Source organism: Achromobacter xylosoxidans A8 (assembly GCF_000165835.1).
GTDB lineage: Bacteria > Pseudomonadota > Gammaproteobacteria > Burkholderiales > Burkholderiaceae_B > Achromobacter > Achromobacter xylosoxidans_B.
The window spans coordinates 2,368,126-2,393,609 of record NC_014640.1; the positions used below are offsets into that span (position 1 = coordinate 2,368,126).

Sequence of the window (25,484 nt, forward strand, 5' to 3'; positions counted from 1 at the left end):
CAAGATGGCCAGATACTAGATTGCGCCGCCGGCGCGGGATATTGTCCTCAAGGACAGTATCAGGAAGTAATTTTGATTTTGACGTCGGCGGGGGCTGAAATGCCGTGAACGAGCAGGGCGAGCTGCAGGCGGTCGGTTACGCCCAGCTTTTCGAAAACGGCTGACAGGTGGGCCTTGACCGTGCGTTCGGTAATGCCCAGGGCTTCGGCGATCTGCGCATTGGCCTGGCCGCTGGAGGCATAGCGGGCGACGGTGATTTCACGTTCGGTCAGCACGCCGCCGTCCCAGGAGTGCGCATCCTGGGCGCGTTCGGCGACCAGTTTGAGCAGCCGCGACACCAGGGAACGGCCCATCCAGATGCCGCCGGAGGCGACGACTTCCAGCGCCTGGGACAGCGAAGCTGCCGACGCATAGCCGTGGCAGTAACCGTGGGCGCCTGCGCCCAGGACCCGGGTGCCTTGCTCGTCGTTCGGACTGGGGCTGGCGACAACCACGTGCATGTCTGCCAGGGTCGTGGCCCAGACGGGGTCCTGCCAGGACGGCAGGCGGGGCAGGTCCGCATCCAGGACCGCCAGCGTGCGGCCCTGTTCGCGCCAGCGCTGCAGGTCGGCCAGGCCGCGCCCGCGGGCCGTCAGCCAGCGGGCCGGGTTCAGGCCGCGCCAATGCTGCCACAACAGGTCGTCGTGCGTAATCAACAGAACAGGAACGGGTTTCATAAAGCCTTGCAGCCCTCCTTTAACGTTCGGTAAAGGCATTCGCCTTGGCGCGCAGTATGGGCTTGAGCAGGTACTGCAGCACCGTGCGCTTGCCAGTCAGGATATGAACCTCCGCCACCATCCCGGGGATGATGGGCAACAGTTTGTCGCCTACCGTGCTGCGGTCCGTGCGGACCCGCACTACATAGTAGGAATTGCCTTTCTCATCGGTCACGGTGTCCGCGCCGATCTGTTCCACCTTGCCTTCCAGGCCGCCGTAGATGGCGAAGTCGTACGCCGTGAATTTCACTTCCGCCTTCTGGTCGGCATGCAGGAAGCCGATGTCGCGCGGTTGGATGCGGACTTCGAGCAGCAGCGTGTCGTCCTTGGGCACGATTTCGATGATGTCCTTGCCGGGCTGGACCACGCCGCCGACCGTGTTGTTGAACAACGTCTTGACCGTGCCGCGCACCGGTGCGCGGACTTCGGCCAGTTTCACGCGGTCAGCCAGCGCCAGTTTGCCCTGGCGCAGGGTGGCCAGCTTGGTGTTGGTTTCAGACAGTTCGCTGCGGGCCTGGTTGCGGATGTTCAGCTCGGCTTCCTGCAGCTTGCTTTCCGCTTCCTTGATGGAAGCCTGGAAGCGGTCGATCTGGGCTTCGGCGCCTTTCTGTTCGCCGCAATAGCGGGCCACGTCGCGTTGCAGGCGCAGCAGATCCACTTCGGATACGGCCCCGCTCTTGAGCAGGGGACGGGTCACCTGCAGCTCGCGCGAGGTCAGGCTGCAGCTGGCTGCGGCCTGGTCACGCTTGGCGATGGTTTCGCGCAGGTCTTCCTGGCGCTGCTTGAGTTGCTCGCGGGCGACGTTGACCGTGGCGTTCAGCTCCGTGGTGCGGGCTTGCCAGACATTACGCTCCATTTCCACCAGTCCAGGCGCCTGTGTCAGTACTTCCTCGGGGGCCACGAAGGGCTCGCCGGTGGCCAGGGCCTGCAGTCGGGCGGCCTTGGCGAGCAGGGACATGTATTCCGCGTTATTTTCGCCCAGGGACGAAGCGAACCGGGTGGAGTCGATCTTCAGCAGGACTTCCCCAGCCTCGACTTCTTGCCCGGGACGCACCAGGATTTCCTCGACGATACCGCCGTCCAGGCTCTGGATGATCTGGACCTGGCGCGACGGCACGACCTTGCCTTCGCCCCGGACGACTTCGTCGATACTGCCGGTACCCGCCCACAGCAGCAGTCCGCCGGTGGCTAGCAGGCTGACCCACAGCAGGATGCGCGAGCCGCGCGCCTGGGATTCATGGATGACCCATTCCGCGTTGCCGACGTAGTCGGAGCGTTGTTGGGGTTTGCCTTTTTCGGCTCCGTCCAGCAGGCGGTCGAAGAAGAACACGAAGACGCCGCGCAGCATGCGCCACAAGCTTCCAAACAGGCCGTGCCGGGTTTCGCCGGGATTGTTCAGCATGGTTTCCTCAGCTTCCGCGTCCGACGCGTCCTTGACGCAGTGCTTCGACAACCTGTTCCTTGGGACCGTCGGCCACGATGTGACCGTTGTCGATCACGATCAGGCGGTCGACCAGGTCCAGCAGGGCAGTGCGGTGCGTGACCAGCAGGATCGTCTTGGTGGCGCTGGCTTCGCCCAGGCGCTTGCGCAGTTGCGCTTCGCTCTGGTGGTCCATGTTGCTGCTAGGCTCGTCCAGCAGCAGGATGGGCGGATCGTTGATCAGGGCACGTGCCACCGCCACCGACTGGCGCTGGCCGCCGGAGAGGGACTCGCCGCGTTCGCCGATGACCATGTCGAAGCCGTCGGGATGCAGGTTGGCGAAATCGGTGACGCCGGCCATATTGGCGGCCGCCAGGATGCTGGCGTCGTCGGCGTAGGGCGCGCCCATCGCGAGGTTGTGTTTCAGGCTGCCATAGAACAGCAGCGGGTCCTGCGGCACGTGGCCGATGGCGCGGCGCACGTCGGCGGGATCGATCTGGCGCACGTCTACGCCGTCCAGCAGCACGGCGCCCTCGGTGGGCTGATACAGCGCCAGCGCCAGTTTTTCCAGCGTGGTCTTGCCAGAACCGATGCGGCCGATGATGCCGACTTTTTCACCCGGCTGCAGTTTGAAGGACACCTTCTTCAGCACCGGCTGCTTGCTGCCGGGATAGCTGAAGGTAACGTCGCGGAATTCAATGCCGCCGTGGAAGACCGGACGATGCAGGAATTCGGCTTCTGCCGGACGTTCAATCGGCAGCTTCATATAGTTGTCGATCGAGCCGAGCGAGGTGCGCGCGTTCTGGTACTGCATGAGCAGCCCGGCGACCTGGCCGAGCGGGGCCAGGCAGCGGCCGGCGATCATGGAAGCGGCGATGATGCCGCCCATTGAGATGGCGGATTCCTGCGCCTGGTAGACACCGATAATGACGACGGAGATCGATACCAGTTGCTGGACGGCCTGTACGAAGCCGACCGTCGAAGACGAAATCAGCTTCAGCTTGCCGCCAGTCAGGGCGATAAATTCGGTGGCGCGTTCCCAGTTGCGCTGGATCGAGCCCTGGGCATTGAGAGCCTTGACAGACTCCAGGCCGGTCAGGGCCTCGACCAGGGTTGCATTGCGTTGCGACGAGGCCTGGAACGATGCCATGGTCAGCGATTCCATGCGGGCCTGCGCGGCCAGCGATACCAGCAGGATCAGCACGATCGCGACCAGGGGCGGAAGAATCATCCAGGGCGAGATCCAGGCCAGCGCCAACAGGAACAGCAGAATGAAGGGCAGGTCGACCAGGGTGGTGATGGTGGCCGACGCGATGAAGTCGCGGATGGATTCGAATGAACGCAGGTTGGCGGCGAAGGAACCCACCGATACCGGCCGGCCTTCCATGCGCAGGTCCAGCACCCGTTCCATGATCTGCGCCGACAGGCGCACATCGACCCGCTTGCTGGCGCTGTCCACCACATGGGAGCGGGCGGTGCTCAGGATCATGTTGAAGATCACGACCAGGGTGATGCCAATAGCCAGCACCCAGAGTGTCTCGACGGCGTTGTTTGGCACGACGCGGTCATACACGTTCATGGTGAACAGCGGCATCGCCATTGCGAAGATATTGATCAGCAGGGCGGCGATCAGCGCATCGCGGTACATGCGCCGGTTTTCCATGATGGCAGCCCAGAACCAATGGCGCTCGCGTACCTTGGCGACTTCGGGCGCGCGCGCGTCGAAGCGGAACTGCGGACGCACAAAGCACACCAGCCCGGTGTATTGCGCAGACAGTTCCGCAGCGCTCATTTCCATCGAGCTGCCACCTAATTCGGGGTGGCTGACAACATACTTATCGCCGTCCCTTTTCAGCAACAGGCAGGCGCGCTCGCCGTTGAGCAGCAGGATCGCGGGCAACAGGTCCTGCGAGATGCTGTCCAGCGTGCGTTTGACCACGCGGGCGGCGAGCTGCGCGCGCGCGGCAGCGCGCGGCAGCAATGCGGGAGTCAGCTTGTGTTCTTCCAGAGGCAGGCCCGCGGACAAAGCCTGTCCCGTCGCCGTCACGCCATGCAGCCGGGTGATTTCCACCAGGCAGTCCAGCAGAGGGTCGTCGTGCGCCGCGCGCGCGTCAGCGCGCCATTCCCGGGCCGCCGTTTCAGATAACTTGTCCATCTTCGTCATCCAGCAGGTCGAGGTGTTCGGAGAGGCGCGCGCGCTGTTGCTTGCGCTGGGTCAGCTTTTGTTGAGCCTGCACAGGCAGGTCGGTCATACGCAAGGTGCCATTGGCTATCAGCGCGTCGATCAGGTCTTCCAGGACGCGGACAAAATCCGCGTCCAGTTGTGAGAAGTCGTTGCCCTGTTTCTGCATATGGTCTCCTTGCGCTTGCTTCGCCTAGGGTTTGGCCTTGGGCGAGTTTACCGGGATGAACGTGGGCGGCAGATTGCCCTCGTTGTATTGCACGCGCACGGGCGCCAGGCGGGCCGAGTCGGGGATCGTCGAGTTGCAGAGCTTGATCACGTCGTCGGAGACTTCCAGCTTGCCGTTCTCCTCGGGCATTTCGTTGCGCGCGGGCTGCAGCGACAGCGCCGGCAGCAGCGCGTGCGACAGCGCCAGCCAGCGGTACTGCGCGATCTGCAGGTCGTACAGGGCGTTGGTCAGGGCGCGGCGCGATTCGAACAGTTCGTTTTCGGTGTCCAGCAAGTCCAGCAGCGAACGCTGGCCGATCTGGAACTGCTGGCGGTAGGCTTCGCGTACTTTCGTGGTGGCGACTTCGTGGTCGCGCAGGAAGGGCAGCTTCTGGTTCAGGCTGGCCACGTTGTTCCAGGCCACGGCCAGGTCCTGCTGCACGTTGCGGCAGGTGTAGTCGCGGATGTCGCGCGCGGCGTAGGACTGCGCGGAGGTCTGGCGCACGCGGGCGGAATCGGCGCCGCCGCGATACAGGTTGTAGCTCATGACAACCTGGACGCTGGAGTTCTGGATGTCGCGGTTTTGCGGCGTCGGGTCGTTCTGGTCGCGGCCGGTCGCTGCCACGAACTCGAACTTGGGCGAGAAGGCGCCCTTGGACGAGGCGACGCCGGCTTGCGCGGCCTGCAGCCCGGCCTGCTTGGACAGGAAGCTGGGGTTGCGGCGCAAGGACTCGTTGAAGTCGGCCGGCTTGACCGGCAGCTTGCCGCTGATGTCGGGCGTAGGTTGCAGCGAGTCAGGGGGCAGGGCGCCGGTAACACGCTGGAAGCGCTGCTGCACGTCCAGCAGGTTGGCGGTCTCGGTCATCAGGTTGGTCTGGGCCAGCGCCAGGCGCCCGCCGGCCTGTTCCAGGTCGACGCGGCGGCCCACGCCGGAGTCAGCGCGTTCGCCGATCTGCTTGAGCGTTTCTTCATGCAGGGTGTAGTTCTGGCGGGCCAGCAGTTCCATGTCGCGGTAGCGCTGCAAGTCGACGTAGGCCTGCACCGCGCTGAAGGCGGTGTTGTCGCTGGTGGCCAGCAGGTCATAGAAACGCGCCAGCTTGTCGAAGCCAGCTTGCTTGACGTCGTTGCTCGTGCGGAAGCCGTCGAAAATCAACTGGCGCAGTTCCACGCTGTAGCCGGGACGGTTCCAGCTTTGCGACCCGACTCCGGGCACGTTGTTGCGGTACTCGCGGCCTACATAGCCTTGCGCATTGATCTGCGGAAAGAAGGCGCCGCGAGCGACGGCCTGGCCCTCCAGCGAAGCCTGGAAGTCATGGTATTTAGCCTGGATTTCCGGGTTGCTGAGCAGGGTCTGTTCGACCACCTGGTTCAGCGTGACCCCAGCTTGCCCGGAGGCGGGAGCCGATGACTGTGCAAATGCCGCAGGAACGAATGCCAGGGCAAGGACCGAAGTCGTGCTTTTGAGCAAAAACGAAGCCATAGTGATTATTCGCGAGTCGAGTTAGGAATTAATGGCCGCCATATTGTGTGGAAATGTCAGTTTTGACGAGTCAATATTTGTTAATTCTTGACGAAGTTTTCCGGTCGGCAGTTTGAGTTTCTTCGCGCATCATCTCTTAATTAGCTTGAATTTTCACTAATTTCGCTATATTCCGGATTTGTGGTCCAGTTTAATGCAGGATAAATGCGGTTTATTGCGCTTTGTTTCGCAGTTTAGGCGTCCGCGCTGAACAACGATTATATCGGTTTGATAATTTTGTATCTGTTTTAAATACCCGAATTTGTATCTGTAACTGTTTGGTTGCGGAGCGGTTGGGGCATGGAAATAGGACAAAGTGACCCCCGTCATTTCCTAGCATGGTAGTGTTGATACTGGTATATAAGGTGCAATTGTACTAGGTTGAGACCCTGTGCATAATTCGTTCATGCCGCAGTGGCCGGCGCGCGGAGGTCGTTTTCAACCGCGTGCGGCACGAGCCGGACTGTCTACTTGCAGAGCGCATCCATGGCCCAAACTCTTTACGACAAACTCTGGGACGCCCACGTCGTCCACCAGGAATCAGACGGCACCTGTCTGCTCTATATCGACCGCCACCTGGTGCATGAAGTCACCAGCCCCCAGGCGTTCGAGGGCCTGGCGATGGCCGGCCGCAAGCCGTGGCGCACGGGCGCCAATCTGGCGGTCGCGGACCACAACGTGCCCACCTTGAATCGAGCCCAGGGTATCGACGACCCGATTTCCCGCTTGCAGGTGGATACGCTGGACGCCAACTGCGACAAGTACGGCATCACCGAATTCCGCATGAATGACCTGCGCCAGGGCATCGTGCACGTGATCGGCCCGGAACAGGGCGCGACCCTGCCCGGCATGACCGTGGTCTGCGGCGATTCGCACACCAGCACGCACGGCGCGGTGGGCGCGCTTGCCTTCGGCATCGGCACCTCCGAGGTCGAGCACGTCCTGGCGACCCAGACGCTGCTCATGAAGAAAGCCAAGAGCATGCTGATCAAGGTCGATGGCGAGCTGCCCTTCGGCTGTACGGCCAAGGACGTGGTCCTGCACATCATCGGCATCATCGGCACCGCGGGCGGCACCGGCTACGCGATCGAATTTGCCGGCAGCACGATGCGCGCCCTGTCCGTCGAAGGCCGCATGACCGTCTGCAACATGGCCATCGAAGCCGGCGCCCGTTCCGGCATGGTGGCGGTGGACGACAAGACCGTCGAGTATTTCCGCGGCCGTCCCTTTGCGCCCACCGGCGTGCTGTGGGACCAGGCGGTGGGTTACTGGCGCACTCTGCATACCGATGAGGGCGCCAAGTTCGACGCCGTGGTGGAAATCAACGCCCGCGACATCAAGCCGCAAGTCACCTGGGGCACGTCTCCTGAAATGGTGTTGCCGGTGGATTCCCGCGTGCCGGACCCCGACCGCGAAAAAGACGACGTGCGCCGCAGCGGCATGGAGCGCGCCCTGCAGTACATGGGCCTGAAGCCCAACACGCCGCTGACCGATATCCGTGTGGATCGCGTGTTCATCGGCTCGTGCACCAACTCGCGCATCGAAGACCTGCGCGCAGCCGCCGCTGTCGCGCGCGGCAAGCATGTGGCGTCCAATGTGCGTCAGGCCATGGTGGTGCCGGGTTCGGGCCTGGTCAAGCAACAAGCCGAGCGCGAAGGGCTGGACAAGATCTTCATCGAAGCCGGTTTTGAATGGCGCGAGCCGGGCTGCTCCATGTGCCTGGCCATGAACGCCGACCGTCTCGAACCTGGCGAACGTTGCGCTTCCACCTCGAACCGCAACTTCGAGGGCCGGCAAGGGCAGGGCGGACGCACCCATCTGGTCAGCCCCGCCATGGCCGCCGCCGCTGCCGTCGCCGGTCATTTCGTCGACGTCCGCACTTTCCGTTAAGCGTCAAGCACCGAGTACCGACATCATGCAAGCATTTACTACTCACGAAGGCCTGGTGGCTCCGCTCGATCGCGAAAACGTCGACACGGACCTCATCATCCCCAAGCAGTTCCTCAAGTCGATCAAGCGCACCGGCTTCGGCCCGAACCTGTTCGACGAGCTGCGCTATCTGGACCACGGCGAGCCCGGCATGGACAACAGCAAGCGTCCGTTGAATCCGGATTTCGTGCTGAACCAGCCGCGCTACCAGGGCGCCTCGGTGCTGCTGGCGCGCAAGAACTTCGGCTGCGGCTCCAGCCGCGAGCACGCGCCCTGGGCGCTGACGCAGTTCGGTTTCCGCGCCATCATCGCGCCGTCCTATGCCGATATTTTCTTTAACAACAGCTTCAAGAACGGCCTGCTGCCGATCATCCTCTCCGAATTGGAAGTCGCGCGCCTGTTCGACGAAGTGAAGGCCTTCCCGGGCTACAAGCTGCGTGTCGATCTTGAACGCCAGGTCGTGGTGGCGGCGGACGGGCGGGAGATGGGCTTCGATATTGAGCCCTTCCGCAAGTACTGTCTGTTCAATGGCTTCGACGATATCGGGCTGACCCTGCGCCAGTCGGACAAGATCCGCGCCTTCGAGGCCGAGCGCTTGGCCCGTCATCCGTGGCTGGAAAGCCGCCCGATCGCCTGACGCCACTCTTATTCTGATTACAGGATTGTTTTCGTATGACTCACAACATCGCAGTCTTGCCGGGTGACGGCATCGGCCCGGAAATCGTCGAGCAGGCCGTGCGCGTCCTGAAGGCGCTGGACGTTTCCTTTGAGATCAAGCAAGCGCCGGTGGGCGGCGCCGCCTTCGATGCGTTCGAGCATCCGCTGCCGCCGGCCACGCTGAACCTGGCCAAGGAATCGGACGCCGTGCTGTTCGGCGCCGTGGGCGACTGGAAGTACGACAGCCTGCCGCGCGAGTTCCGCCCCGAGCAGGCCATCCTGGGCCTGCGCAAGGCGCTCGGCCTGTTCGCCAACCTGCGTCCGGCCATTCTGTATCCGGAACTGGCCAGCGCGTCGTCGCTCAAGCCCGAGATCGTGTCCGGCCTGGACATCCTGATCATCCGCGAACTGACTGGCGACATCTATTTCGGCACGCCGCGCGGCGTGCGTTCGTCGCCCGACGGCGCCTTCACGGGCGAGCGCGAAGGCTACGACACCATGCGCTACGCGGAATCCGAAGTGCGCCGGATCGCGCGCATCGGCTTCGAATCGGCCCGCAAGCGCGGCAAGAAGCTGTGCAGCGTGGACAAGGCCAACGTGCTGGAGACCTCGCAGTTCTGGCGCGACATCGTCATCGAGATCGCGCGCGAGTATCCCGACGTGGAACTGTCGCACATGTATGTCGACAACGCCGCCATGCAGCTGGTGCGCAACCCGCGTCAGTTCGACGTCATCGTGACCGGCAACCTGTTCGGCGACATCCTGTCGGACGAAGCGGCCATGCTGACCGGCTCGATTGGCATGCTGCCCTCGGCTTCGCTGAACGCTGGCGGCCAAGGCTTGTACGAACCCAGCCACGGCTCCGCGCCCGATATCGCCGGCCAGGGCATCGCCAATCCGCTGGCGACCATCCTGTCCGCCGCCATGCTGCTGCGCTATTCGCTGAACCTGGCGCCGCAGGCCGACCGCATCGAGGCCGCCGTGCGCCGCGTGCTGGCCGAGGGCCTGCGCACGGCCGACATCTTCGAGCCGGGCACCACCAAGGTCGGCACGGCGCAGATGGGCGACGCGGTGTTGAAGGCGCTGGCCTGATCCTGCCGCCGGACGCCCGCGTCCGGCGACCGGGGCGGTACAAGACAAGGGGCGGTCCCGTCAGGCCGCCCCTTGTTTTGCTGTTGTGGCATCGCCTCGAAAGCACCTTGCATCCATTGCGGCCCCTATTTTTTATGGTTGCGCCGCAACATCAGGCCGTGCATTCTGATAAATTGTTGAATTGCACGGCTTTTTCCCCCTGGACCCTAGTCTCCACACCTTTAAAGAGCGATTGAAATGAATCAAGCAGTAGGCCTTGTCGGCTGGCGCGGTATGGTCGGCTCGGTGCTCATGCAACGCATGCGCGACGAGAACGACTTCGCACTGATCGAACCGGTGTTTTTCTCCACCAGCAACGCTGGCGGCGCCGCGCCCACTTGGGCCACTGGCGCAGGTCCGCTGCAAGACGCCTACAACATTGACGCTCTGAAAAAACTGCCGATCATCGTGACGGCGCAAGGCGGCGACTACACCTCCGAGGTCTACCCGAAGCTGCGCGGCGCGGGTTGGAACGGCATCTGGATCGATGCCGCCAGCACCCTGCGCATGGCTGAAGACGCCATCATCGTGCTGGATCCGGTCAACCGTCCGGTCATCGACGCGGCGCTCAAGCGCGGTGTGCGCAACTTCATCGGCGGCAATTGCACCGTCAGCTGCATGCTGATGGGCCTGGCCGGCCTGTTCAACAACGACCTGGTCGAGTGGATGACCTCCATGACCTACCAGGCCGCTTCCGGCGGCGGCGCGCAGCACATGCGCGAACTGCTGACCCAGTTCGGCGAAATCAACCAGTCGGTCAAGTCGCTGCTGGACGATCCGGCGTCGGCCATCCTGGAAATCGACCGCGGCGTGCTGGCCAAGCAAAAGGATCCGGCGCTGCCCCACGAGCACTTCGGCGTGCCGCTGGGCGGCAACCTGATTCCCTGGATCGACAAGGATCTGGGCGACGGCATGTCCAAGGAAGAGTGGAAGGGCGAAGTCGAGACCAATAAGATCCTGGGGCGCGGCGCCGCTTTCGGCACGCCCGCCACGCCGATCGACGGCCTGTGCGTGCGCATCGGCGCAATGCGCTGCCACAGCCAGGCGCTGACCATCAAGCTCAAGCGCGATGTGCCGCTGGACGAGATCGAGGCGCTGATCGCCGAAGGCACCCAATGGGCCAAGGTCGTGCCCAACACCAAGGAAGCCACGGTTTCCGCGCTGACCCCGGTTGCCGTCACCGGTACCCTGGATATTCCGGTGGGCCGTCTGCGCAAGCTGTCGATGGGCTCGCAGTATTTGGGCGCCTTCACCGTGGGCGACCAGTTGCTGTGGGGCGCCGCCGAGCCGCTGCGCCGCATGCTGCGTATCGCGCTGGCTGAAGCCTGATGCCCTTGCAGGCGGCGTTTGGCGCCACCTGATCAAGTACGCAAGGCAAGCAAGGGCACCTCAGGGTGCCCTTGTCGTTCGCGCGGCGTCTGCGTTGCGGCGCCAGACGGGCTCGCCAACAAATGCAGCCGGGCCTTTCAGGTTTGTGAAATGCGCATGATCCATTACACTTTTCCCGTGAATTGATGCCTGTTCTCACCTATATGGCGTGAGCCGGCTCCAGCCCGCAAGTCGACTACAAGAACGGAATTCCAGCTTATGACCCAGCGTTCGCGCCAAGTGAAGCATGCCCGCCGTTTAAAAGCCCTGCAGTGGGCGATTGCGCTGGCGATTGGCTCAAGCGTGTGTAGTACCGCCATGGCCATGCGCGTGGGGCATTCGCGGGTGGTTTCGGTGCCGGGCGCGCCGTTGCAGGCAGTGGTGGGATTGCAGGAACTGACGCCTGACGAGATCGCCTCGCTCAAAGTGTCGGTGGCGGACGAGGCCGCATGGCAACGTGCGGGTCTGAAGCCGCCGGTTCCGCTGGCAAGCATGGTGGTCCGGGTCGAAGACGGACTGGACGCGACACGCAAGAATCTCCGTGTGCGGGCCTCGCAGCCGCCGACTAGCGGCGCGGTGGACCTGCTGTTGGATATCAGCTCCAGTTCGGGGCAGCGCCAGGTGCAAGTCAGCATCCTGGTGCCTCTGCGCGGCACCAGCGCGGATGTGACGCCGGCAGCGGTGGGCACGCCGAGCCGCGCGGCCGGGTCGCGTTCGGTCAATGTGAAGTCGGGCGACAATCTTTTCGCCATCGCCCAACGCAATGCCGTGCCCAACGCATCGGTCTATCAGATGCTGGTGGCCTTGTGGCGCGCCAATCCCGAGGCGTTCATCCAGAGCAATATGAATCTGGTGAAGGCCGGTCAAAGACTGACGATTCCCGATGCGGCGACCGTGCGTGCCGTGGATCCGGCCGAGGCGCGCCGCATCTTCAACGAACATGCCGAGGCGTTCGCGAAGTATCGCGCGCGCATTGGCGCGGCTGCGGGCGCGAACCCGTCCGTGGTTCAGGGGCAGGGCGCGGCTTCGGGCAGCGTCGCTCCTCCCGCCGATGCCGGGGTGGCGAGCGCCTCGCAGCCGCAGGATCGCGTGCGCCTGTCCTCCGGACAGGCGCAAGACAGCGCGCCGGCGCAAGCCGAGGCGCAGGCCGACGCCCGGACGTCGACCGAGCGCGCCATGGCCGATGTCCAGGGGCGCGTGAGCCAGCTGCAAAGCAACGTCGATGATTTGAACAAGGCGGTGGGACAGCAGGGCGCTGCAGGCGGAGCGTCTGGCGCGGCGGGATCCCCGGGCGCGGCTGGAGCGCCAGGTGCGGCAGGCGCTTCGGGTGCGGCAGGCGCTTCGGGTGCGGCAGGGACTTCGGGTGCGGCAGGGACTTCGGGTGCGGCAGGGACTTCGGGTGCGGCAGGGACTTCGGGCCCGGCAGGCGCTTCGGGTGCAGCAGGCGCTTCGGGTGCAGCAGGCGCTTCGGGTGCGGCAGGCACTCCGGGCGCGGCAGGCACTCCGGGCGCGGCAGGCGCTTCGGGTGCAGCAGGCGCTTCGGGAGCGGCAGGGACTTCGGGCCCGGCAGGCGCTTCGGGCCCGGCAGGCGCTTCGGGCCCGGCAGGCGCTTCGGGTGCAGCAGGCGCTTCGGGTGCAGCAGGCACTCCGGGTGCGGCAGGCACTCCGGGCGCGGCAGGCACTCCGGGCGCGGCAGGCGCCGCGCCTGCCTCCGGCGCCGCCGGCACGCCTTCCGCCGCAGGCGCGTCGAGCGCGCCCTCGTCGGAGCAGGCCGCCGGCAAGCCGGCAGATAAGGATCTCACTTCGGACATGCCCGCGTGGCTGGCCGATAATCTGCTCGTCATTGTCACTGCGGTGCTGGCGCTGATCGCATTCGCCATCGCGTGGCTCTTGCGCCGGGCCGGCGCGCGGCGCGGGGACGATGACGAGGAAACCTATGAATTCAACGAGCCAGCGCTGGATACGGCGGCGCTGAACCGCAAGCTCGGCAGCATCAATCTCGACCTGGACGAACCGCCCACGGACGAACCGCACCGTGTCGGCGGGCCACGGGTTTGATACATGTCTAGAGTTGCATTGGGGCTGGCGTATGACGGCTCCGCCTGGCAGGGTTGGCAGACACAGCCGCACCGGCAAACGGTGCAGGACACGCTGGAGGCCGCCCTCGGCAGTTTTTGCGGTGTGAAAGGGCCGGTGGCGACGATCTGCGCCGGCCGCACGGATACCGGGGTGCACGGCGCGATGCAGGTGGTCCATCTGGACACCGAACTCGACCGGCGGATGGAATCCTGGGTGCGGGGGGTGAACGCCTTCCTGCCGTCCAGCATTTCTGTGCAGTGGGCGCAGCCGGTGTCTGACGAATTCCACGCACGGTTTTCCGCACGTGCCCGCACTTACGTCTATTTGCTGTGGCGCGGCCGGGTTCGGCCCGCGTTGTGGGCGGGCCGGGCGGGCTGGTGTTTCCAGCCGCTGGACGTCGATGCGATGCGGACCGCGGCGAACGCCTTGCTGGGAGAGCACGACTTTTCCAGCTTCCGTTCTTCGCAGTGTCAGGCCAAGCATCCCGTGCGCCATCTGTACCGGCTGGACATCGATGAGCGCGGGCCGTTCCTGGTGTTCACGCTGAAGGCCAATGCTTTCCTGCATCATATGGTGCGCAACATCATGGGCGCGCTGTTGCAGATCGGCCAGGGGCGCGAGCCGGTGGACTGGATGGCGCAATTGCTGTCCTGGCGCGACCGCAAGCTGGGCGCGCCGACATTCGCGCCCGATGGGCTGTACCTGTCCGCCATCGATTATCCGGAAGAGTTCGGACTGGATGAACTCGACGGGGGATCGCAGTTGCTGTCGCCGTTTACTCAAACCTATTAGGGATGCCGCCGGCAACGGCGACGCCTGCCCAAGTCCGATGGAGGCCTTTGCCATGCAACGCCGCGCGTTTTTGAAGCAGACCGCCCTGGGCGGCGCCGCTCTGGTCGCTCCGGCGTTCGCGCAGGAAGTCCCGCTGGCCGAGGAAAACGCCAGCCCAAACCCGCCAGTAACGCCAGCGGAAGTGCAAGAGGCTCCGGTCACCGCGCCGCAAGTCCCGGCCGCCGCGCCCGAAGCGCCGGCGGTGGTGGCCGCCCCTCCCAAAGTTGCATGGCGGCTGGCCTCCAGCTTTCCCAATGAGTCGCCGACCCTGTTCGCCGGCGCCGAGGATGTGGCGCGCTATGTGAGCGAGGTGACGGACGGGCGCTTCAGCATCGAGATTTTTCCGGCAGGCGACCTGGTGCAACCCGGCCAAGTGCTGGAAGCCGTGCAGCACCGTGTCGTCGATTGCGGCCATACCGCGTCGACCCGTTACTTCGATATCGACCCGGCGCTGTGCTTTGACGCCGGTGTGCCGTTCGGCCTGAATACGCGGCAGATGAACGCCTGGATGACGCAGGGCGAAGGACTGGCGCTTACGCGCGTGCTGTTCGACAAGTACAACATCCTGAACTTTCCCTGCGGCTATACCGGCGCGCAGATGGGGGGCTGGTTTCGCGGGGAAATCAAGACCGTGGACGATCTGCGCGGGTTGAAGGTGAAGGCTGGCGGCTTCGCGCGCCATGTGCTGGCGCGCATGGGCGCCACGCCCGTCGAGGTGCCGGTGGCCGAAACCTATGCTGCCCTGGAGCAGGGTGTCGTGGACGCCGTCGCCTGGATCGGTCCTTATGACGATGAAAACCTGGCGCTCTACAAGGTGGCCCGGAACTACTATTTCCCGGGCTGGTGGGCAGGCACGCTGCAATTGTCCCTGTATGTGAACCAGGACGCCTACGATGAATTGCCCAAGCAGTACCAGTCCGCCCTGGCGCTGGCATGCCGCATGGCCACGGGCAACATGATCGCCAAGTACGACGCCGGCAACCCGGACGCGCTGCGCCGCCTGGTGTCGCGCGGCGCGCAGTTGAAGGCGTTTCCCAAGCCGGTCCTGCAGGCGAGCTACGAGGCCTCGCTTGCCGCCTACCAGGAAATGAGCGCCAAGGACGCCATGTTCAAGAAGCTCTATGAAAGCATGACGGCGTTCCGCGACAAGGAGACCCCGTGGTTCCGCCTGGCCGAGGGCAGCTTCGACAATCTCGTGGCCACCTTGGGCCAGCCCGCCGGGTAGGCCGGTCTGCACGCCGGATATACTGACTTGATCGGCCGCGCAGGGCGGCCAGGCAAGCGAAGAGTTTCATGCGCACACGCATCAAGATCTGTGGATTGACCCGCGAACAGGACATCGACGCCGCCGTCTCGGCAGGCGTCGATGCGATCGGCTTTGTGTTCTACGCCAAGAGCAAGCGTTGCCTGACGCCGACCCGCGCGGCGCAGTTGCGGCGCATGGTGCCGGCCTTTGTCGACGTGGTGGCCTTGTTCGTGAATCCAGAAGAGGCCGAGGTGCAGGCTGTGCTGGACCAGGTCAAACCGGAGCTGCTGCAATTCCATGGCGATGAAACGCCGCAGGACTGCGCCCGCTATGGCCACCGTTTTCTACGCGCATTCCGCGCCGGCGCGCCCGGCCTGGATACCGCGGAAAACCTGGCCTCCACGTGCCGTGCCTACGGCGAGGCCGCGGGCTGGCTGTTCGACAGCTACAGCGCGGGCTACGGCGGCAGCGGCCACGGCTTCGACTACGCCTTGCTCGACGAGGTAAGGGCTGATCCGGTGTCCCGGCCTCTGATCCTGTCCGGCGGCTTGAATGCGGAAAACGTCGGCGAGGCGGTGCAATTGATCCGGCCTTGGGCAGTCGATGTGAGCAGCGGCGTGGAGCTTGAGCAAGGGATCAAAAGTTCTGATAGAATCTCGTTCTTCGTTGCTGCAGCGCAAGCCGCAGACGCGAAGCTGAAGGGAAATTAGTAGTGCAGTGCAGGCGGTTTGAAGCAGTGCGGCAAAGCTGAAAAGCTGCGCCACGGAGCTCTTCAAAATGCGTTGCGTGAGAAGTCTGAAGGCATATGCAAAAGCAAACGCCGCAAACTTCGAAACGCAATAAATAGTGCAAAAAATCTTCCGAGACGATTTGCATAGTTTAAAAAAGCACTATATAATTCTTCTTCTTTGCAGGCGGTTAGCTCAGCTGGTTAGAGCGCCACGTTGACATCGTGGAGGTCGTTGGTTCGATTCCAATACCGCCTACCAAATTCCTGCAAAGTGCTGTCAAGCACGGCAAAAGAAAAAGCCGCCAAGTCGATGACTTGGCGGCTTTTTTGTTTTCTGTTCCAAGCGTGGCTTGTTGCAAGCAACTTATCGTGTAGTGCTTGTGCACAGTACCCGAGGCAGGAAAAAACACTGATGCCTTGGCGGGAGCCGTCATCGGATGATGAGAAAGGATGCCGGGCCGTACCCAGTTTGGCGGCTCGAAAGCTGGAATCGGCAAAGTCCGTGCGTCTAGCGACCATACCTATGTTGAAATAGGCCGCACAGAATGGAAAGATAGCGGTTCACTCGGCGTGGCTGGCATTTGTTCAGCCACCTTCCGTTAACCAGCCCGATCGCCTCAAAAAGATAATAGACCAGGCTGATAATTGCCAAAGGAAGCTGATTTGGATCAGGTGACGGTGTGAGCGCGGAATCGCCATGGCAATATGGACGCGGACGACAAGGGCACTCCATCGTGCGCCGCGTGACGCTTGGGTTCGTTGTGGCGTGGGTTGTGTCGGTGGCGGTTCTTGCGCGCTGGATGTCTCAGGAGATCGAGACATCGCGGCTCGACAGCCTGACTGCCAGCGCTGAATACGAGTCCAGAATTACCGCGCGCGTCATGGGCCGGTTGTTCACTGAGATGGTAAGCGTGGCCAATATGGTTGCGCGCCAGGGCCAAGTGATCGAACTGGCTATTCGATACCGCACGGATCCTCCCGGCGTGGCCGAGCTGACCCGAGAGCAGCGAGCCGCCGTGTTTACGCGCGATCCGCTGGTGCGCAGAGTGGGGGACTTCATGAATGCGCTGGCTGGCGATCTGCAATACGCGCGCATTTACATGAACAATATGTCGGACGATACGGTGACCGCGAGCAACTGGGCGGAACCGGACAGCATTGTCGGCATGATTTACGCGGGCCGGGCTTATCTTGCCGATGCATTACGCGACGGCACCGGGAGTTATTTCGGTATTGCGCGACTAAACAAGAGTCCATCCTACTTCGTCGCGAGCCGTATCGAGGATACGAATGACGTGCCGCAGGGCTCGGTGACCGTAAAGTTCGACGCGCCCGACGTAGCGCTTTACCTGGCTGGCAGGCATATTGCGCTGATCGTGAATCGCCAGGGCCGGGTAACCACGGCTTCGTCCGCGCCATTCATGCTGCGTAACGTTGCCGCGCTATTGCCCCCTGGTTTGGTATTGCCTTCCGACGGCGATGAAGATCTGGGCGAACCCATGGAGATAAAGGCAATTGCCGGTACGCGCCATGCAGACCAGTGGCTCATTGACGGCAGGCCGTACCTGGCGCGGTTTCAGCCATTGCCGAATACCCAATACCAATTGATTACGCTGGCATCGCTCGATTATTTGGCGCCCATGCGTAAACAGCACGTATGGGCGGCAGTGGCGGTGGCAGTGCTCGGCCTGACCCTGATTCTTCTTTTTGGCCGAGTGGTCGGGCAAATGGTGAGACGACGCCAAGATGAACGGCATGCCGCCAACCATGACGCGCTGACCGGCTTGCCGAACCGGCGGGCCGTCATGGCCGAACTGGAGCGGTATTTCTCTTTGGCAAAACGGACGCAGCAATCCGTGCTGGTGGCATTTATCGATCTGGATGGATTCAAGACGATCAACGACACTTATGGCCACGACATCGGCGACAAATTCCTGGTCGAGGTAGGTCGACGCCTGTCGGCAGGTCTGCTCGTGGGAGACACCCTAGGTCGTTGGGGAGGCGATGAGTTCGTCGTGGTCGGATTGGGCGCGAGGTCGGGATCCGACACGGAAAACATCGTTGAATCGATGCGGATGCGGCTCGCCCCGCTGCTCAGCGGCACCTATACCTTCGAGGGATGCAGTTTCCACTATACAGGCGCCAGCTTTGGCATCGTGAGCGCAGATCCATCGGTCAGCGTTCTACAAGCCGTACTCAAGGAAGCAGACCAATTGATGTACGCGGACAAACAGGTGCGGCGCGAGATGCAGATGGCAAGCGCCCTGTCGGCCTGAGCGCGTTGCCCTATTTTTGCAGGCCAGTAGCGCCGCAATGCTCTGGTCACGGAACGGGCCGGCTTCGCGAATGCGTCGCGACCTATTGCGGCGCCATTTAACAGCGCAATCTGGTTGATACCGTGCCAGCTGTATTCAAAGTCCGCTCTTGGGCGCATTGAGAATAAGCCGCAAGCCTAGCGCCGCAATTACGCCAGCCGCGGCCCGGTCTATCCATTTCTTCGCCCGCAAATAGATCTCGCGGGGGCCCTTGGTGGAAAAACAGAGCGCCACGATTGCATACCAACCGAATTCGATCAGAAATACCAGGGGCGGCAGCGTGAAATAGGTCCATGCCGGCGGATGCTGGGGCAGCAGGGCGGCGAAGATGCTGCCATACCAGATGGCCGTCTTGGGGTTGCTCAACTGGGTCGTGAGACCGATCCAGAAGGAACGGCGTCCATTGCGCGAAGCCGGCGCGCCGCTGCCGGGCATGGCAAAAGGCTGCCTGGCGCTGCGCCAGATACCGACAGCCACGTAAAGCAGATAGGCGCCGCCGGCGATTTTCAACGCGATGTACAGCCATTCCACGCTTTGCAGCACCGAATACAAACCCGCCAGCGCCAGGCCGGCGAACAGCATGCCACCCACACCCATGCCGAAGGCCGAGGCCAGGCCGTCCCACCGGGACTGGCCGATGGCCTTGCGCGCGACGATGATGAAACTGGGCCCCGGCAGCATGGCGCCGAGCCACAGCGCACCAAGGATAGCGAGTATGGATGCAAAGGGAGTCATGGTTGTTGGGGGCGGGGCCATGGAAGGCTTTGATTCTTCCATGAAAAACTGGCCCTGCAAAGGACGGTGAAGCGCCCGCCGGCGGCAGGCGTTTCGCGCAGTTCCGGTCTCAGCCGCCCGCCAGCGCCAGCGGCGCGGCGCGCCTTGGAGCGACCACATTTGAGGCGGACTGGGTTTCCGGTTGCCGTTCATCCTGCAGGCGGAATACGCCCACGGCTTGCAGCAGTTCGGCCGCCTGCGTTTGCAAGGCCGTCGACGCGCCCGCGGCTTGCGCTACCCGGGCCGCATTCTGGCGGGTCAATTCGTCCATCTGGGTCACCGCCTGGTTGACCTCGTCGATGTCCGTGGCCTGCGCCCGCCCCGCATCGCCGATCTGGCTGACGAGGCCGGCCACGCGTTCGATGCTGGCCACCACGTCGCGGATCACGTTGGCGGCATGGTCGGCCTGGCGGAAGCCGTCGTCGGTTTTTTCCAGCGAACCGTCGATCAGGCCGCGGATTTCGCGCGCGGCGCTGGCGCTGCGTTGCGCCAGCGCGCGGACCTCGGTGGCCACGACCGCGAAGCCGCGTCCGCTTTCGCCGGCCCGGGCCGCTTCCACCGCGGCGTTCAATGCAAGGATGTTGGTCTGGAAGGCGATGCTGTCGATCAAGCCGGTGATCTCGGAGATCTTTCTGGACTCCTGCTGGATTTCTCCCATTACGGCGGCGACGCCTGCCACCGCCGTGCTGCCTGTATCCACGATGCGCCGCGTTTCGTCAGCCAGTTCCTGGGCGCGCAGCGCGTTGGTGGCGTTGTCGTGGACGTTTGCGGCCAGGTCGCGCATCGATGTGACTGTCCGCTCCAGCGAATCGGCCTGAGTCCGGGTGCGCTCCTCCAGTTGCTGGTTGTCCTGCATGATGTCGCGCGTTGCGGCCGACAGGGCGGTGGCCGTGGTCCGGACCCCGCTCATGGTCCGGTGCACGGCGTCCATCGTGGCCTTGAAGCTGCGGCCCAGGCTGCTGTCCAGGTCCAGGCCGGCAAAGCGCAGGTCGAACACGCCGGGCTCGCGGCCGATATGCGCGCTGAGCCGGGCCAGTTCCTCGGCCGCCACTGCGGCCCGTTCCATTTTCCAGGCCAGCCAGCCCAGGGCGGCAGCCTGCACCACGACATAGGCCGCATGCAGCAGCACCATGGGCAAGCTGGGCTCCGTGAAGCAAATCGTGCCGTAGCCCCATTGCTGCAGGAAATTGAAGGAGAGGTGATGCAGCGCGATGACTACGGCCGCGCACAGGATGGTGCGCCAGTCTCGATAAGCCAGCAGCAGTGAGAGCAGAACGAAGATGCCGAAATGGATTTCGGCCATGCCGGACATCAGATGGATATGGAGCGCGGCCAGCACCATCAGGCCACAGGCCACGGTCAGGCGGGTGCTCAGCCGGCCAGGCCGCCAGAGGATCAGTAGCGAGGGTATGCCTGCGCCGGCCAGGCCGACGCCGATGGCGGCGCCCCATCGTCCGTATTGAGGAGCCATGCACAGCCCGACCGCAAACAGCAGCCAGAGCAGAGGTAGCATCGCCCGGTCGGTCCGGCGGTACGAGTCTTCCAGCAAATCGCTTGCGTTGCGCATGGCATTTCCTTGCGACGGAAGCGCGGAACCCCGCGCACGCTCGATTTTTATTCAATAATTCCAATTTGTGAATATATATTCCAAATTATTCTTTCCTGTTGCTGCGACGCTACCAAGCGGTCCGTCCGGTGGCTGTGGACCTGGAAATGGGTGCTTGGCGCGGCGCGTTTGAAGCGACTGGAAAACCTGGGATATCCTGCTGCCCATCATGATGAGAGTACTGTGGCTCTGCCTGGGTTGCCTGATGCTGGCGTTGGGTGTGATTGGCGCGTTTCTGCCCGTCATGCCGACGACCATATTCCTGATCCTGGCGGTGGCCTGTTTTTCGCGCTCTTCGCCGCGGCTGGAAAAATGGCTGCTGGATAGTCCGACCTACGGTCCCGCGCTGCGTGCCTGGCGGGACCAGGGGGCCGTGTCGCGCAAGGGCAAGACCTATGCCTGCCTGGGCATGGCCGTCGGCTACGTGCTGTTCTGGTGGGGCGCGCACCCGTCGTGGCTGCTGGCCGCGGCCGTTGCCGTGTTTTTCGTGGCCAGCGCCGCCTATGTCGTCACGCGCCCGGCGCCGCAGGAGCCGGGCGCTGGCGATGGCCAAGCCTCCCGATAGCTGTCGCCGTCAATGCGAATGCCGGGGATCGCCCCGTGTTTCCACGACCTTCAGGTACAAGGTGGCGGGTTCCAGGCAGCCGCCGGTTGAAAGCTGGCCGACCAGCTGCCGGTACAGCTCCTGCCAGGGCGTCTGCGATTCGGGCGCCTGGTAAGGAGGCTCCAGCTTGCGGCGTTCCATTTCGGTTTGGTCCACCAGGGCGATGACCGAGCGCTGGTTCAGGTCGACGCGGATGCGGTCGCCCGTGCGTAGCAGCGCCAAGCCGCCGCCCACCGCCGCCTCCGGCGACATGTTCAGGATGGACGGGCTGGCCGAGGTTCCGCTCTGGCGGCCGTCGCCCAGGCAGGGCAGCGAGTCTATGCCGCGCTTGAGCAGGTGCGAGGGCGGCGCCATGTTGACTACTTCCGCGCTGCCCGGGTAGCCCACGGTGCCGGCGCCGCGGATCACCAGGATGCAATGCTCGTCGATGTTCAGGGTGGGGTCTTCGATGCGGGCATGGTAGTCCTCCGGACCTTCGAACACGATGGCGCGCGCCTCGAAGGCATTCTCCGATCCGGGCTCCGACAGATAGGCGCGGCGGAAGGCTTCGCCCACCACCGACATCTTGATGATCGCGCTGTCGAAGAAATTGCCCGACAGGACGATGAATCCCGCGCGGTGCTTGAGCGGCGCGTCGCAACTGCGGATGACGTCGGCGTTGTTGGTCTTGGCCGCGGCCGCGATCTCGCCGATGGTCTTGCCGGATACGGTGGCGCAGTCCATGTGCAGGCGGCCGGCTGCCGCCAGTTCATGCAGCACGGCAGGGACGCCGCCCGCGCGGTGGAAGCCTTCGCCCAGGTGTTCGCCCGCGGGCACGCAGTTGACCAGCAGCGGCACGTCTTCGCCCAAGCGCTGCCAGTCGTCCAGGCTCAGGTCGATGCCGGCATGGCGCGCCATGGCGATGAGGTGGGGCGGACAGTTGCTGGAGGCGCCTAGCGCCGAGGCCACCACGATGGCGTTTTCGAAGGCCTGCCGGGTCAGGACGTGCGACGGCCGCAAATCCTCGCGCACCATGTCGCAGATGCGCAGGCCGGTGGCGTAGGCCATCTGGCCGCGTTCGCGGTAGGGCGCGGGGATGCTGGCGCAGGTGGGCAGCGACATGCCCAGCGCCTCGGCCAGCGAGTTCATCGACAGCGCCGTGCCCATGGTGTTGCAGTGGCCGATGGATGGCGACGATGCCGTGGCCAGCGTCATGAAGCCTTCGTAGTCCAGCTTGCCCGCGGCCATCAGGTTGCGCGCATGCCAGATGACCGTGCCCGAGCCGACGCGTTGGCCGTCGTGCCAGCCGTCCAGCATCGGCCCGCCGGACAAGACGATGGCGGGGATATCGACGGTGGCCGCGGCCATGAGGCAGGCGGGCGTGGTCTTGTCGCAACCGGTGGTGAGCACCACGCCGTCCAGCGGATAGCCATGCAGGATCTCGACCAGGCCCAGGTAGGCCAGGTTGCGGTCCAGCGCGGCGGTGGGCCGCCGGCCCTGTTCGGCCAGCGGGTGCACGGGAAACTCCATGGGGATGCCGCCCGCGTCGCGAATGCCGGCCTTGATGCGCTCGGCCAGCGCCAGGTGATGCCGGTTGCAGGGCGCCAGGTCGCTGCCTGTCTGGGCGATGCCGATGATCGGCCGCCCCGATTGCAGTTCCTGGCGCGTCAGGCCGTAGTTGAGATAGCGCTCGACGTAGATGGCGGTCATGTCGGCGTGAGCCGGATCGTCGAACCACTTTTGGCTGCGCAGCTTGCGGGGAGTCTGTGACATGGGATTCTCGTTTACAGCGGTTGCGTGGCGGCCCGGCTCGGGTCCGGGCCGCGAAGGCTAGTTGCGCGCCTTCTGGATTTCGTCGTTGAGCTGTTTGACCAGCTCGGGGCCGAGTTCCTGGGTGTATTTGTCGACCACCGGTTGCACCTTCTGACGCATACGCGCGACCTCTTCAGGCGAGACGGTGTTGATCTTCATGCCGGCCTTCTCCAGCGTGGTCATGGCCTTTTGGGAATCGGCCCGGCTGTCCTGGCGTTCAAAGTCGCGCGAGGACGCGGCCGCCTGGCGGATGAGTTTCTGTTCTTCGGGCGACAGGGTGTCCCACCATTTCTTGGACGCCAGCACCACCCAGGGCGTATAGACGTGCCGGGTGATGGTCAGGTAGGGCTGCACTTCATAGAACTTGCTGCTCTGGATGGTGGTGATGGGGTTCTCCTGGCCGTCCACGGTGCGCGTTTCCAGCGCGGTGAACAACTCCGAGAACGGCATGGGCACGGCATTCGCGCCCAGCGTGTTGAAGACGCCTAGCGCGATCTGGTTCTGCATGACGCGCAGCTTGATGCCCTGCAGGTCTTCCGCGCGCGCGATGGGGCGCTTGGAGTTGGTCATGTTGCGAAAGCCGTTTTCCCAGTAGACCAGGCCGATGATGCCCTTGGCCTCCAGCTTCTTCAGCATGTCCTGGCCTACGGGTCCGTCCAGCACGGCGTCCGCTTCCTTTTCGCTGTTGAAGAGGAAGGGCAGGTCGAACACGCCGAATTCCTTGACCATGCCGGCCAGCGGCGCGGTGGAGCCCACCATCATTTCCTGCACGCCGCCCACCAGCGCGCTTTGCATCTGTTCGTCCGAGCCCAGGTTGGCCGAGCCGAAGGTCTTCATCTTGAGTTTGCCGCCGCTGATCTTTTCCAGCTCCTGCGCCAGATGGCGCGCGGCGCGGCCCTGGACGCTTTCCTCGTTCAGGCCGTAGCCGAAACGGATCAGGCGCGGTTTGACGTCGGCGGCGGACGCGACACCGGCGATGGCGCAGGACAGCGCCGTCGCCAGGACAAGAATGCGGGTTTTGAAACGGTTCATCATGGTGCTCCTCCTTGGGGTTTTTCTAATGCATCCAGCGTGCAGGTACGGTGATCAACTCGGGGAAGATCACCAGCAGGACCAGCAGCAGCGTGTAGGCGGCGACATAGCGCCACACGCCCCTGATGATGGTTTCCATATTGATGCGGGCGACGCCGCAGACCACGTTGAGCACGGTGCCCACCGGCGGCGTCAGCAGGCCCACGCAGCCCACCATGACGAACATCACGCCGAAGTAGACCGGGTCGATGCCGGCCTTGGTGACCACCGGCATCAGCACCGGCGCCAGGATCAGGATGGTCGGAGTCAGGTCCATCACCGTGCCCACCAGCGTCAGCAGGATCAGCAGGGCGAACATCAACAGCCTGGGCTGGTCCAGCACGGGCTCAAGCAGCGCGATCAGGTCCTGCGGCATGTCGGCCAGGGTGATCATGTAGGACGAGACCATGGCGGCGGCCACCAGGAACATGACGATGGCGGTGGTGCTGGCGGCGTTGATGAAGAGCGGCCCCAGGTCACGCACGCTGATTTCGCGGTAGACGAACAGGCTGACCAGCAGCGCGTAGACCGCGGCGACGACGGCCGCCTCGGTGGGCGTGAAGATGCCGCCGCGCAAGCCGCCGATGATGATGACCGGCAGCATCAGGGCCCACAGCGATTCGCGCAGCGCCTTCCAGCGCTTGCTCCAGGGCACGCGCGGCGAGGGCTTGATGCTGCCGTGCTTGCGCGCCACCCAGGTCCACACCGCGACCAGCGTCAGGCCCATCATCAGGCCCGGCGCGATGCCGGCGAAGAACAGCTTGGTGATCGACACATTGGTGGCGACGCCAAAAATGATGAATGAGATCGAGGGCGGGATGATGGGCGCGATGATGCCGCCGGCCGCGATCAGCCCGGAGGCCTGGCCCGCGTCGTAGCCTTTTTCGCGCAGCATGGGGATGAGCAGCGAGCCCAGCGCCGCCGCGTCGGCCACGGCGGAGCCGGATAGCGCCGCCAGCAGCACGCTGGCGAAGATGGCCACATAACCCAGGCCGCCCTGGATATGGCCCACGAAGGTGCTGGCCAGATTCACGATGCGGCGCGAGATGCCGCCGGCGTTCATCAGTTCGCCGGCCAGCATGAACAGCGGCACCGCCATGAGCGTGAAGCTGTTGGCGCCCGACAGCATGTTCTGCGCCAGGATCTGGGTATCGAAAAAGTCCAGCTGAAACATCATGGCGATCGCGCTGAGCAGCAGCGCGAAAGCGATAGGCATGCCCAGGGCGATCAGCCCCAGCAGCACGAGCAGGAAGACGGTCAGGATCATTG

Annotated in this window: 20 protein-coding genes and 1 tRNA gene; 11 read left to right on the forward strand and 10 right to left on the reverse strand. The window is 63.9% G+C overall.

The genetic code is table 11. The features are described 5' to 3' along the window. Positions 1-59 precede the first annotated feature (59 nt). The 5 genes from AXYL_RS11070 to AXYL_RS11090 are packed head-to-tail and all read right to left on the reverse strand — an operon-like array spanning position 60 to position 6,044. Positions 60-716 (reverse strand): helix-turn-helix transcriptional regulator, encoded by a 657-nt coding sequence (locus tag AXYL_RS11070; RefSeq protein WP_013392878.1) that lies wholly within the window; start codon positions 714-716, stop codon positions 60-62. A 19-nt stretch (positions 717-735) separates the two neighbouring features. Then, a complete protein-coding gene (locus AXYL_RS11075) occupies positions 736-2,157 on the reverse strand; it encodes an HlyD family type I secretion periplasmic adaptor subunit (protein ID WP_013392879.1) in 1,422 nt (473 codons plus the stop codon). A gap of 7 nt (positions 2,158-2,164) precedes the next feature. After that, on the reverse strand, positions 2,165-4,330 hold the full coding sequence (locus AXYL_RS11080) for a type I secretion system permease/ATPase (protein ID WP_013392880.1): 2,166 nt from the start codon (positions 4,328-4,330) through the stop codon (positions 2,165-2,167). Continuing rightward, entirely contained in the window at positions 4,314-4,526 is a 213-nt protein-coding gene (locus tag AXYL_RS11085; protein WP_013392881.1) for a hypothetical protein, read from the reverse strand. Before AXYL_RS11085 ends, AXYL_RS11080 begins: the two co-directional genes overlap by 17 nt. A gap of 24 nt (positions 4,527-4,550) precedes the next feature. After that, positions 4,551-6,044 carry a TolC family outer membrane protein gene (locus tag AXYL_RS11090; protein ID WP_013392882.1) on the reverse strand — a complete coding sequence of 498 codons (1,494 nt, stop codon included), beginning with the start codon at positions 6,042-6,044 and terminating at the stop codon, positions 4,551-4,553. 525 nt (positions 6,045-6,569) lie between these two features. Between AXYL_RS11090 and leuC the strand changes: the two genes are divergently transcribed. The 10 genes from leuC (at position 6,570) to AXYL_RS11140 (ending at position 18,330) form a co-directional block, all read left to right on the forward strand. Then, complete coding sequence (gene leuC, locus AXYL_RS11095) at positions 6,570-7,973, forward strand: 3-isopropylmalate dehydratase large subunit (protein WP_013392883.1); 1,404 nt, start codon at positions 6,570-6,572, stop codon at positions 7,971-7,973. A 25-nt stretch (positions 7,974-7,998) separates the two neighbouring features. After that, on the forward strand, positions 7,999-8,649 hold the full coding sequence (gene leuD / locus AXYL_RS11100) for a 3-isopropylmalate dehydratase small subunit (protein ID WP_013392884.1): 651 nt from the start codon (positions 7,999-8,001) through the stop codon (positions 8,647-8,649). A 35-nt stretch (positions 8,650-8,684) separates the two neighbouring features. Further along, the gene (leuB, locus tag AXYL_RS11105) at positions 8,685-9,761 is read left to right on the forward strand and encodes a 3-isopropylmalate dehydrogenase (RefSeq protein ID WP_013392885.1); all 1,077 of its coding nucleotides are present in this window, start codon (positions 8,685-8,687) and stop codon (positions 9,759-9,761) included. A 237-nt stretch (positions 9,762-9,998) separates the two neighbouring features. Then, positions 9,999-11,129: an aspartate-semialdehyde dehydrogenase gene (gene asd, locus AXYL_RS11110; protein WP_013392886.1), complete on the forward strand. Its 1,131-nt coding sequence runs from the start codon at positions 9,999-10,001 to the stop codon at positions 11,127-11,129. A 342-nt stretch (positions 11,130-11,471) separates the two neighbouring features. Continuing rightward, positions 11,472-13,226: a FimV family protein gene (locus AXYL_RS11115; protein WP_237709995.1), complete on the forward strand. Its 1,755-nt coding sequence runs from the start codon at positions 11,472-11,474 to the stop codon at positions 13,224-13,226. Positions 13,227-13,229: 3 nt separating this feature from the next. Next, positions 13,230-14,039, forward strand: coding sequence for a tRNA pseudouridine(38-40) synthase TruA (gene truA / locus AXYL_RS11120; protein WP_013392888.1), 810 nt, complete (start codon positions 13,230-13,232; stop codon positions 14,037-14,039). A gap of 52 nt (positions 14,040-14,091) precedes the next feature. Continuing rightward, positions 14,092-15,303: a TRAP transporter substrate-binding protein gene (locus tag AXYL_RS11125; protein WP_013392889.1), complete on the forward strand. Its 1,212-nt coding sequence runs from the start codon at positions 14,092-14,094 to the stop codon at positions 15,301-15,303. 68 nt (positions 15,304-15,371) lie between these two features. After that, complete coding sequence (locus AXYL_RS11130; RefSeq protein WP_013392890.1) at positions 15,372-16,034, forward strand: phosphoribosylanthranilate isomerase; 663 nt, start codon at positions 15,372-15,374, stop codon at positions 16,032-16,034. 202 nt (positions 16,035-16,236) lie between these two features. Beyond that, a tRNA-Val gene (locus AXYL_RS11135) sits at positions 16,237-16,313 on the forward strand. A 421-nt stretch (positions 16,314-16,734) separates the two neighbouring features. Beyond that, the gene (locus AXYL_RS11140; protein ID WP_013392891.1) at positions 16,735-18,330 is read left to right on the forward strand and encodes a sensor domain-containing diguanylate cyclase; all 1,596 of its coding nucleotides are present in this window, start codon (positions 16,735-16,737) and stop codon (positions 18,328-18,330) included. A 135-nt stretch (positions 18,331-18,465) separates the two neighbouring features. On the opposite strand, the gene AXYL_RS11145 is transcribed toward AXYL_RS11140, so the two are convergent. Together AXYL_RS11145 and AXYL_RS11150 are read right to left on the reverse strand one after the other, a co-directional pair. Next, positions 18,466-19,104, reverse strand: a complete 639-nt coding sequence (locus AXYL_RS11145) for a LysE family translocator (RefSeq protein ID WP_041653246.1) — start codon at positions 19,102-19,104, stop codon at positions 18,466-18,468. Between the two features lie 109 nt (positions 19,105-19,213). Continuing rightward, positions 19,214-20,710 carry a methyl-accepting chemotaxis protein gene (locus AXYL_RS11150; protein ID WP_013392893.1) on the reverse strand — a complete coding sequence of 499 codons (1,497 nt, stop codon included), beginning with the start codon at positions 20,708-20,710 and terminating at the stop codon, positions 19,214-19,216. Positions 20,711-20,918: 208 nt separating this feature from the next. Between AXYL_RS11150 and AXYL_RS11155 the strand changes: the two genes are divergently transcribed. Then, positions 20,919-21,314, forward strand: a complete 396-nt coding sequence (locus tag AXYL_RS11155) for a YbaN family protein (protein ID WP_013392894.1) — start codon at positions 20,919-20,921, stop codon at positions 21,312-21,314. 9 nt (positions 21,315-21,323) lie between these two features. On the opposite strand, the gene AXYL_RS11160 is transcribed toward AXYL_RS11155, so the two are convergent. The 3 genes from AXYL_RS11160 to AXYL_RS11170 are packed head-to-tail and all read right to left on the reverse strand — an operon-like array spanning position 21,324 to position 25,482. Then, entirely contained in the window at positions 21,324-23,105 is a 1,782-nt protein-coding gene (locus AXYL_RS11160) for an IlvD/Edd family dehydratase (RefSeq protein WP_013392895.1), read from the reverse strand. Positions 23,106-23,162: 57 nt separating this feature from the next. Then, on the reverse strand, positions 23,163-24,179 hold the full coding sequence (locus tag AXYL_RS11165) for a TRAP transporter substrate-binding protein (RefSeq protein ID WP_013392896.1): 1,017 nt from the start codon (positions 24,177-24,179) through the stop codon (positions 23,163-23,165). A 22-nt stretch (positions 24,180-24,201) separates the two neighbouring features. Beyond that, positions 24,202-25,482, reverse strand: coding sequence for a TRAP transporter large permease (locus AXYL_RS11170; protein ID WP_013392897.1), 1,281 nt, complete (start codon positions 25,480-25,482; stop codon positions 24,202-24,204). Positions 25,483-25,484: the final 2 nt, after the last annotated feature.

Bases quoted from the DNA above. Each gene is read 5' to 3' on its own strand.
- AXYL_RS11160 (WP_013392895.1), bottom strand. From the start codon at position 23,105: ATGTCACAGACTCCCCGCAAGCTGCGCAGCCAAAAGTGGTTCGACGAT.
- leuB (WP_013392885.1), top strand. From the start codon at position 8,685: ATGACTCACAACATCGCAGTCTTGCCGGGTGACGGCATCGGCCCGGAA.
- AXYL_RS11075 (WP_013392879.1), bottom strand. From the start codon at position 2,157: ATGCTGAACAATCCCGGCGAAACCCGGCACGGCCTGTTTGGAAGCTTG.
- AXYL_RS11080 (WP_013392880.1), bottom strand. From the start codon at position 4,330: ATGGACAAGTTATCTGAAACGGCGGCCCGGGAATGGCGCGCTGACGCG.
- AXYL_RS11085 (WP_013392881.1), bottom strand. From the start codon at position 4,526: ATGCAGAAACAGGGCAACGACTTCTCACAACTGGACGCGGATTTTGTC.
- leuD (WP_013392884.1), top strand. From the start codon at position 7,999: ATGCAAGCATTTACTACTCACGAAGGCCTGGTGGCTCCGCTCGATCGC.
- AXYL_RS11125 (WP_013392889.1), top strand. From the start codon at position 14,092: ATGCAACGCCGCGCGTTTTTGAAGCAGACCGCCCTGGGCGGCGCCGCT.
- truA (WP_013392888.1), top strand. From the start codon at position 13,230: ATGTCTAGAGTTGCATTGGGGCTGGCGTATGACGGCTCCGCCTGGCAG.
- leuC (WP_013392883.1), top strand. From the start codon at position 6,570: ATGGCCCAAACTCTTTACGACAAACTCTGGGACGCCCACGTCGTCCAC.
- asd (WP_013392886.1), top strand. From the start codon at position 9,999: ATGAATCAAGCAGTAGGCCTTGTCGGCTGGCGCGGTATGGTCGGCTCG.
- AXYL_RS11090 (WP_013392882.1), bottom strand. From the start codon at position 6,044: ATGGCTTCGTTTTTGCTCAAAAGCACGACTTCGGTCCTTGCCCTGGCA.
- AXYL_RS11170 (WP_013392897.1), bottom strand. From the start codon at position 25,482: ATGATCCTGACCGTCTTCCTGCTCGTGCTGCTGGGGCTGATCGCCCTG.
- AXYL_RS11145 (WP_041653246.1), bottom strand. From the start codon at position 19,104: ATGACTCCCTTTGCATCCATACTCGCTATCCTTGGTGCGCTGTGGCTC.
- AXYL_RS11155 (WP_013392894.1), top strand. From the start codon at position 20,919: ATGATGAGAGTACTGTGGCTCTGCCTGGGTTGCCTGATGCTGGCGTTG.
- AXYL_RS11070 (WP_013392878.1), bottom strand. From the start codon at position 716: ATGAAACCCGTTCCTGTTCTGTTGATTACGCACGACGACCTGTTGTGG.
- AXYL_RS11130 (WP_013392890.1), top strand. From the start codon at position 15,372: ATGCGCACACGCATCAAGATCTGTGGATTGACCCGCGAACAGGACATC.
- AXYL_RS11165 (WP_013392896.1), bottom strand. From the start codon at position 24,179: ATGATGAACCGTTTCAAAACCCGCATTCTTGTCCTGGCGACGGCGCTG.
- AXYL_RS11150 (WP_013392893.1), bottom strand. From the start codon at position 20,710: ATGCGCAACGCAAGCGATTTGCTGGAAGACTCGTACCGCCGGACCGAC.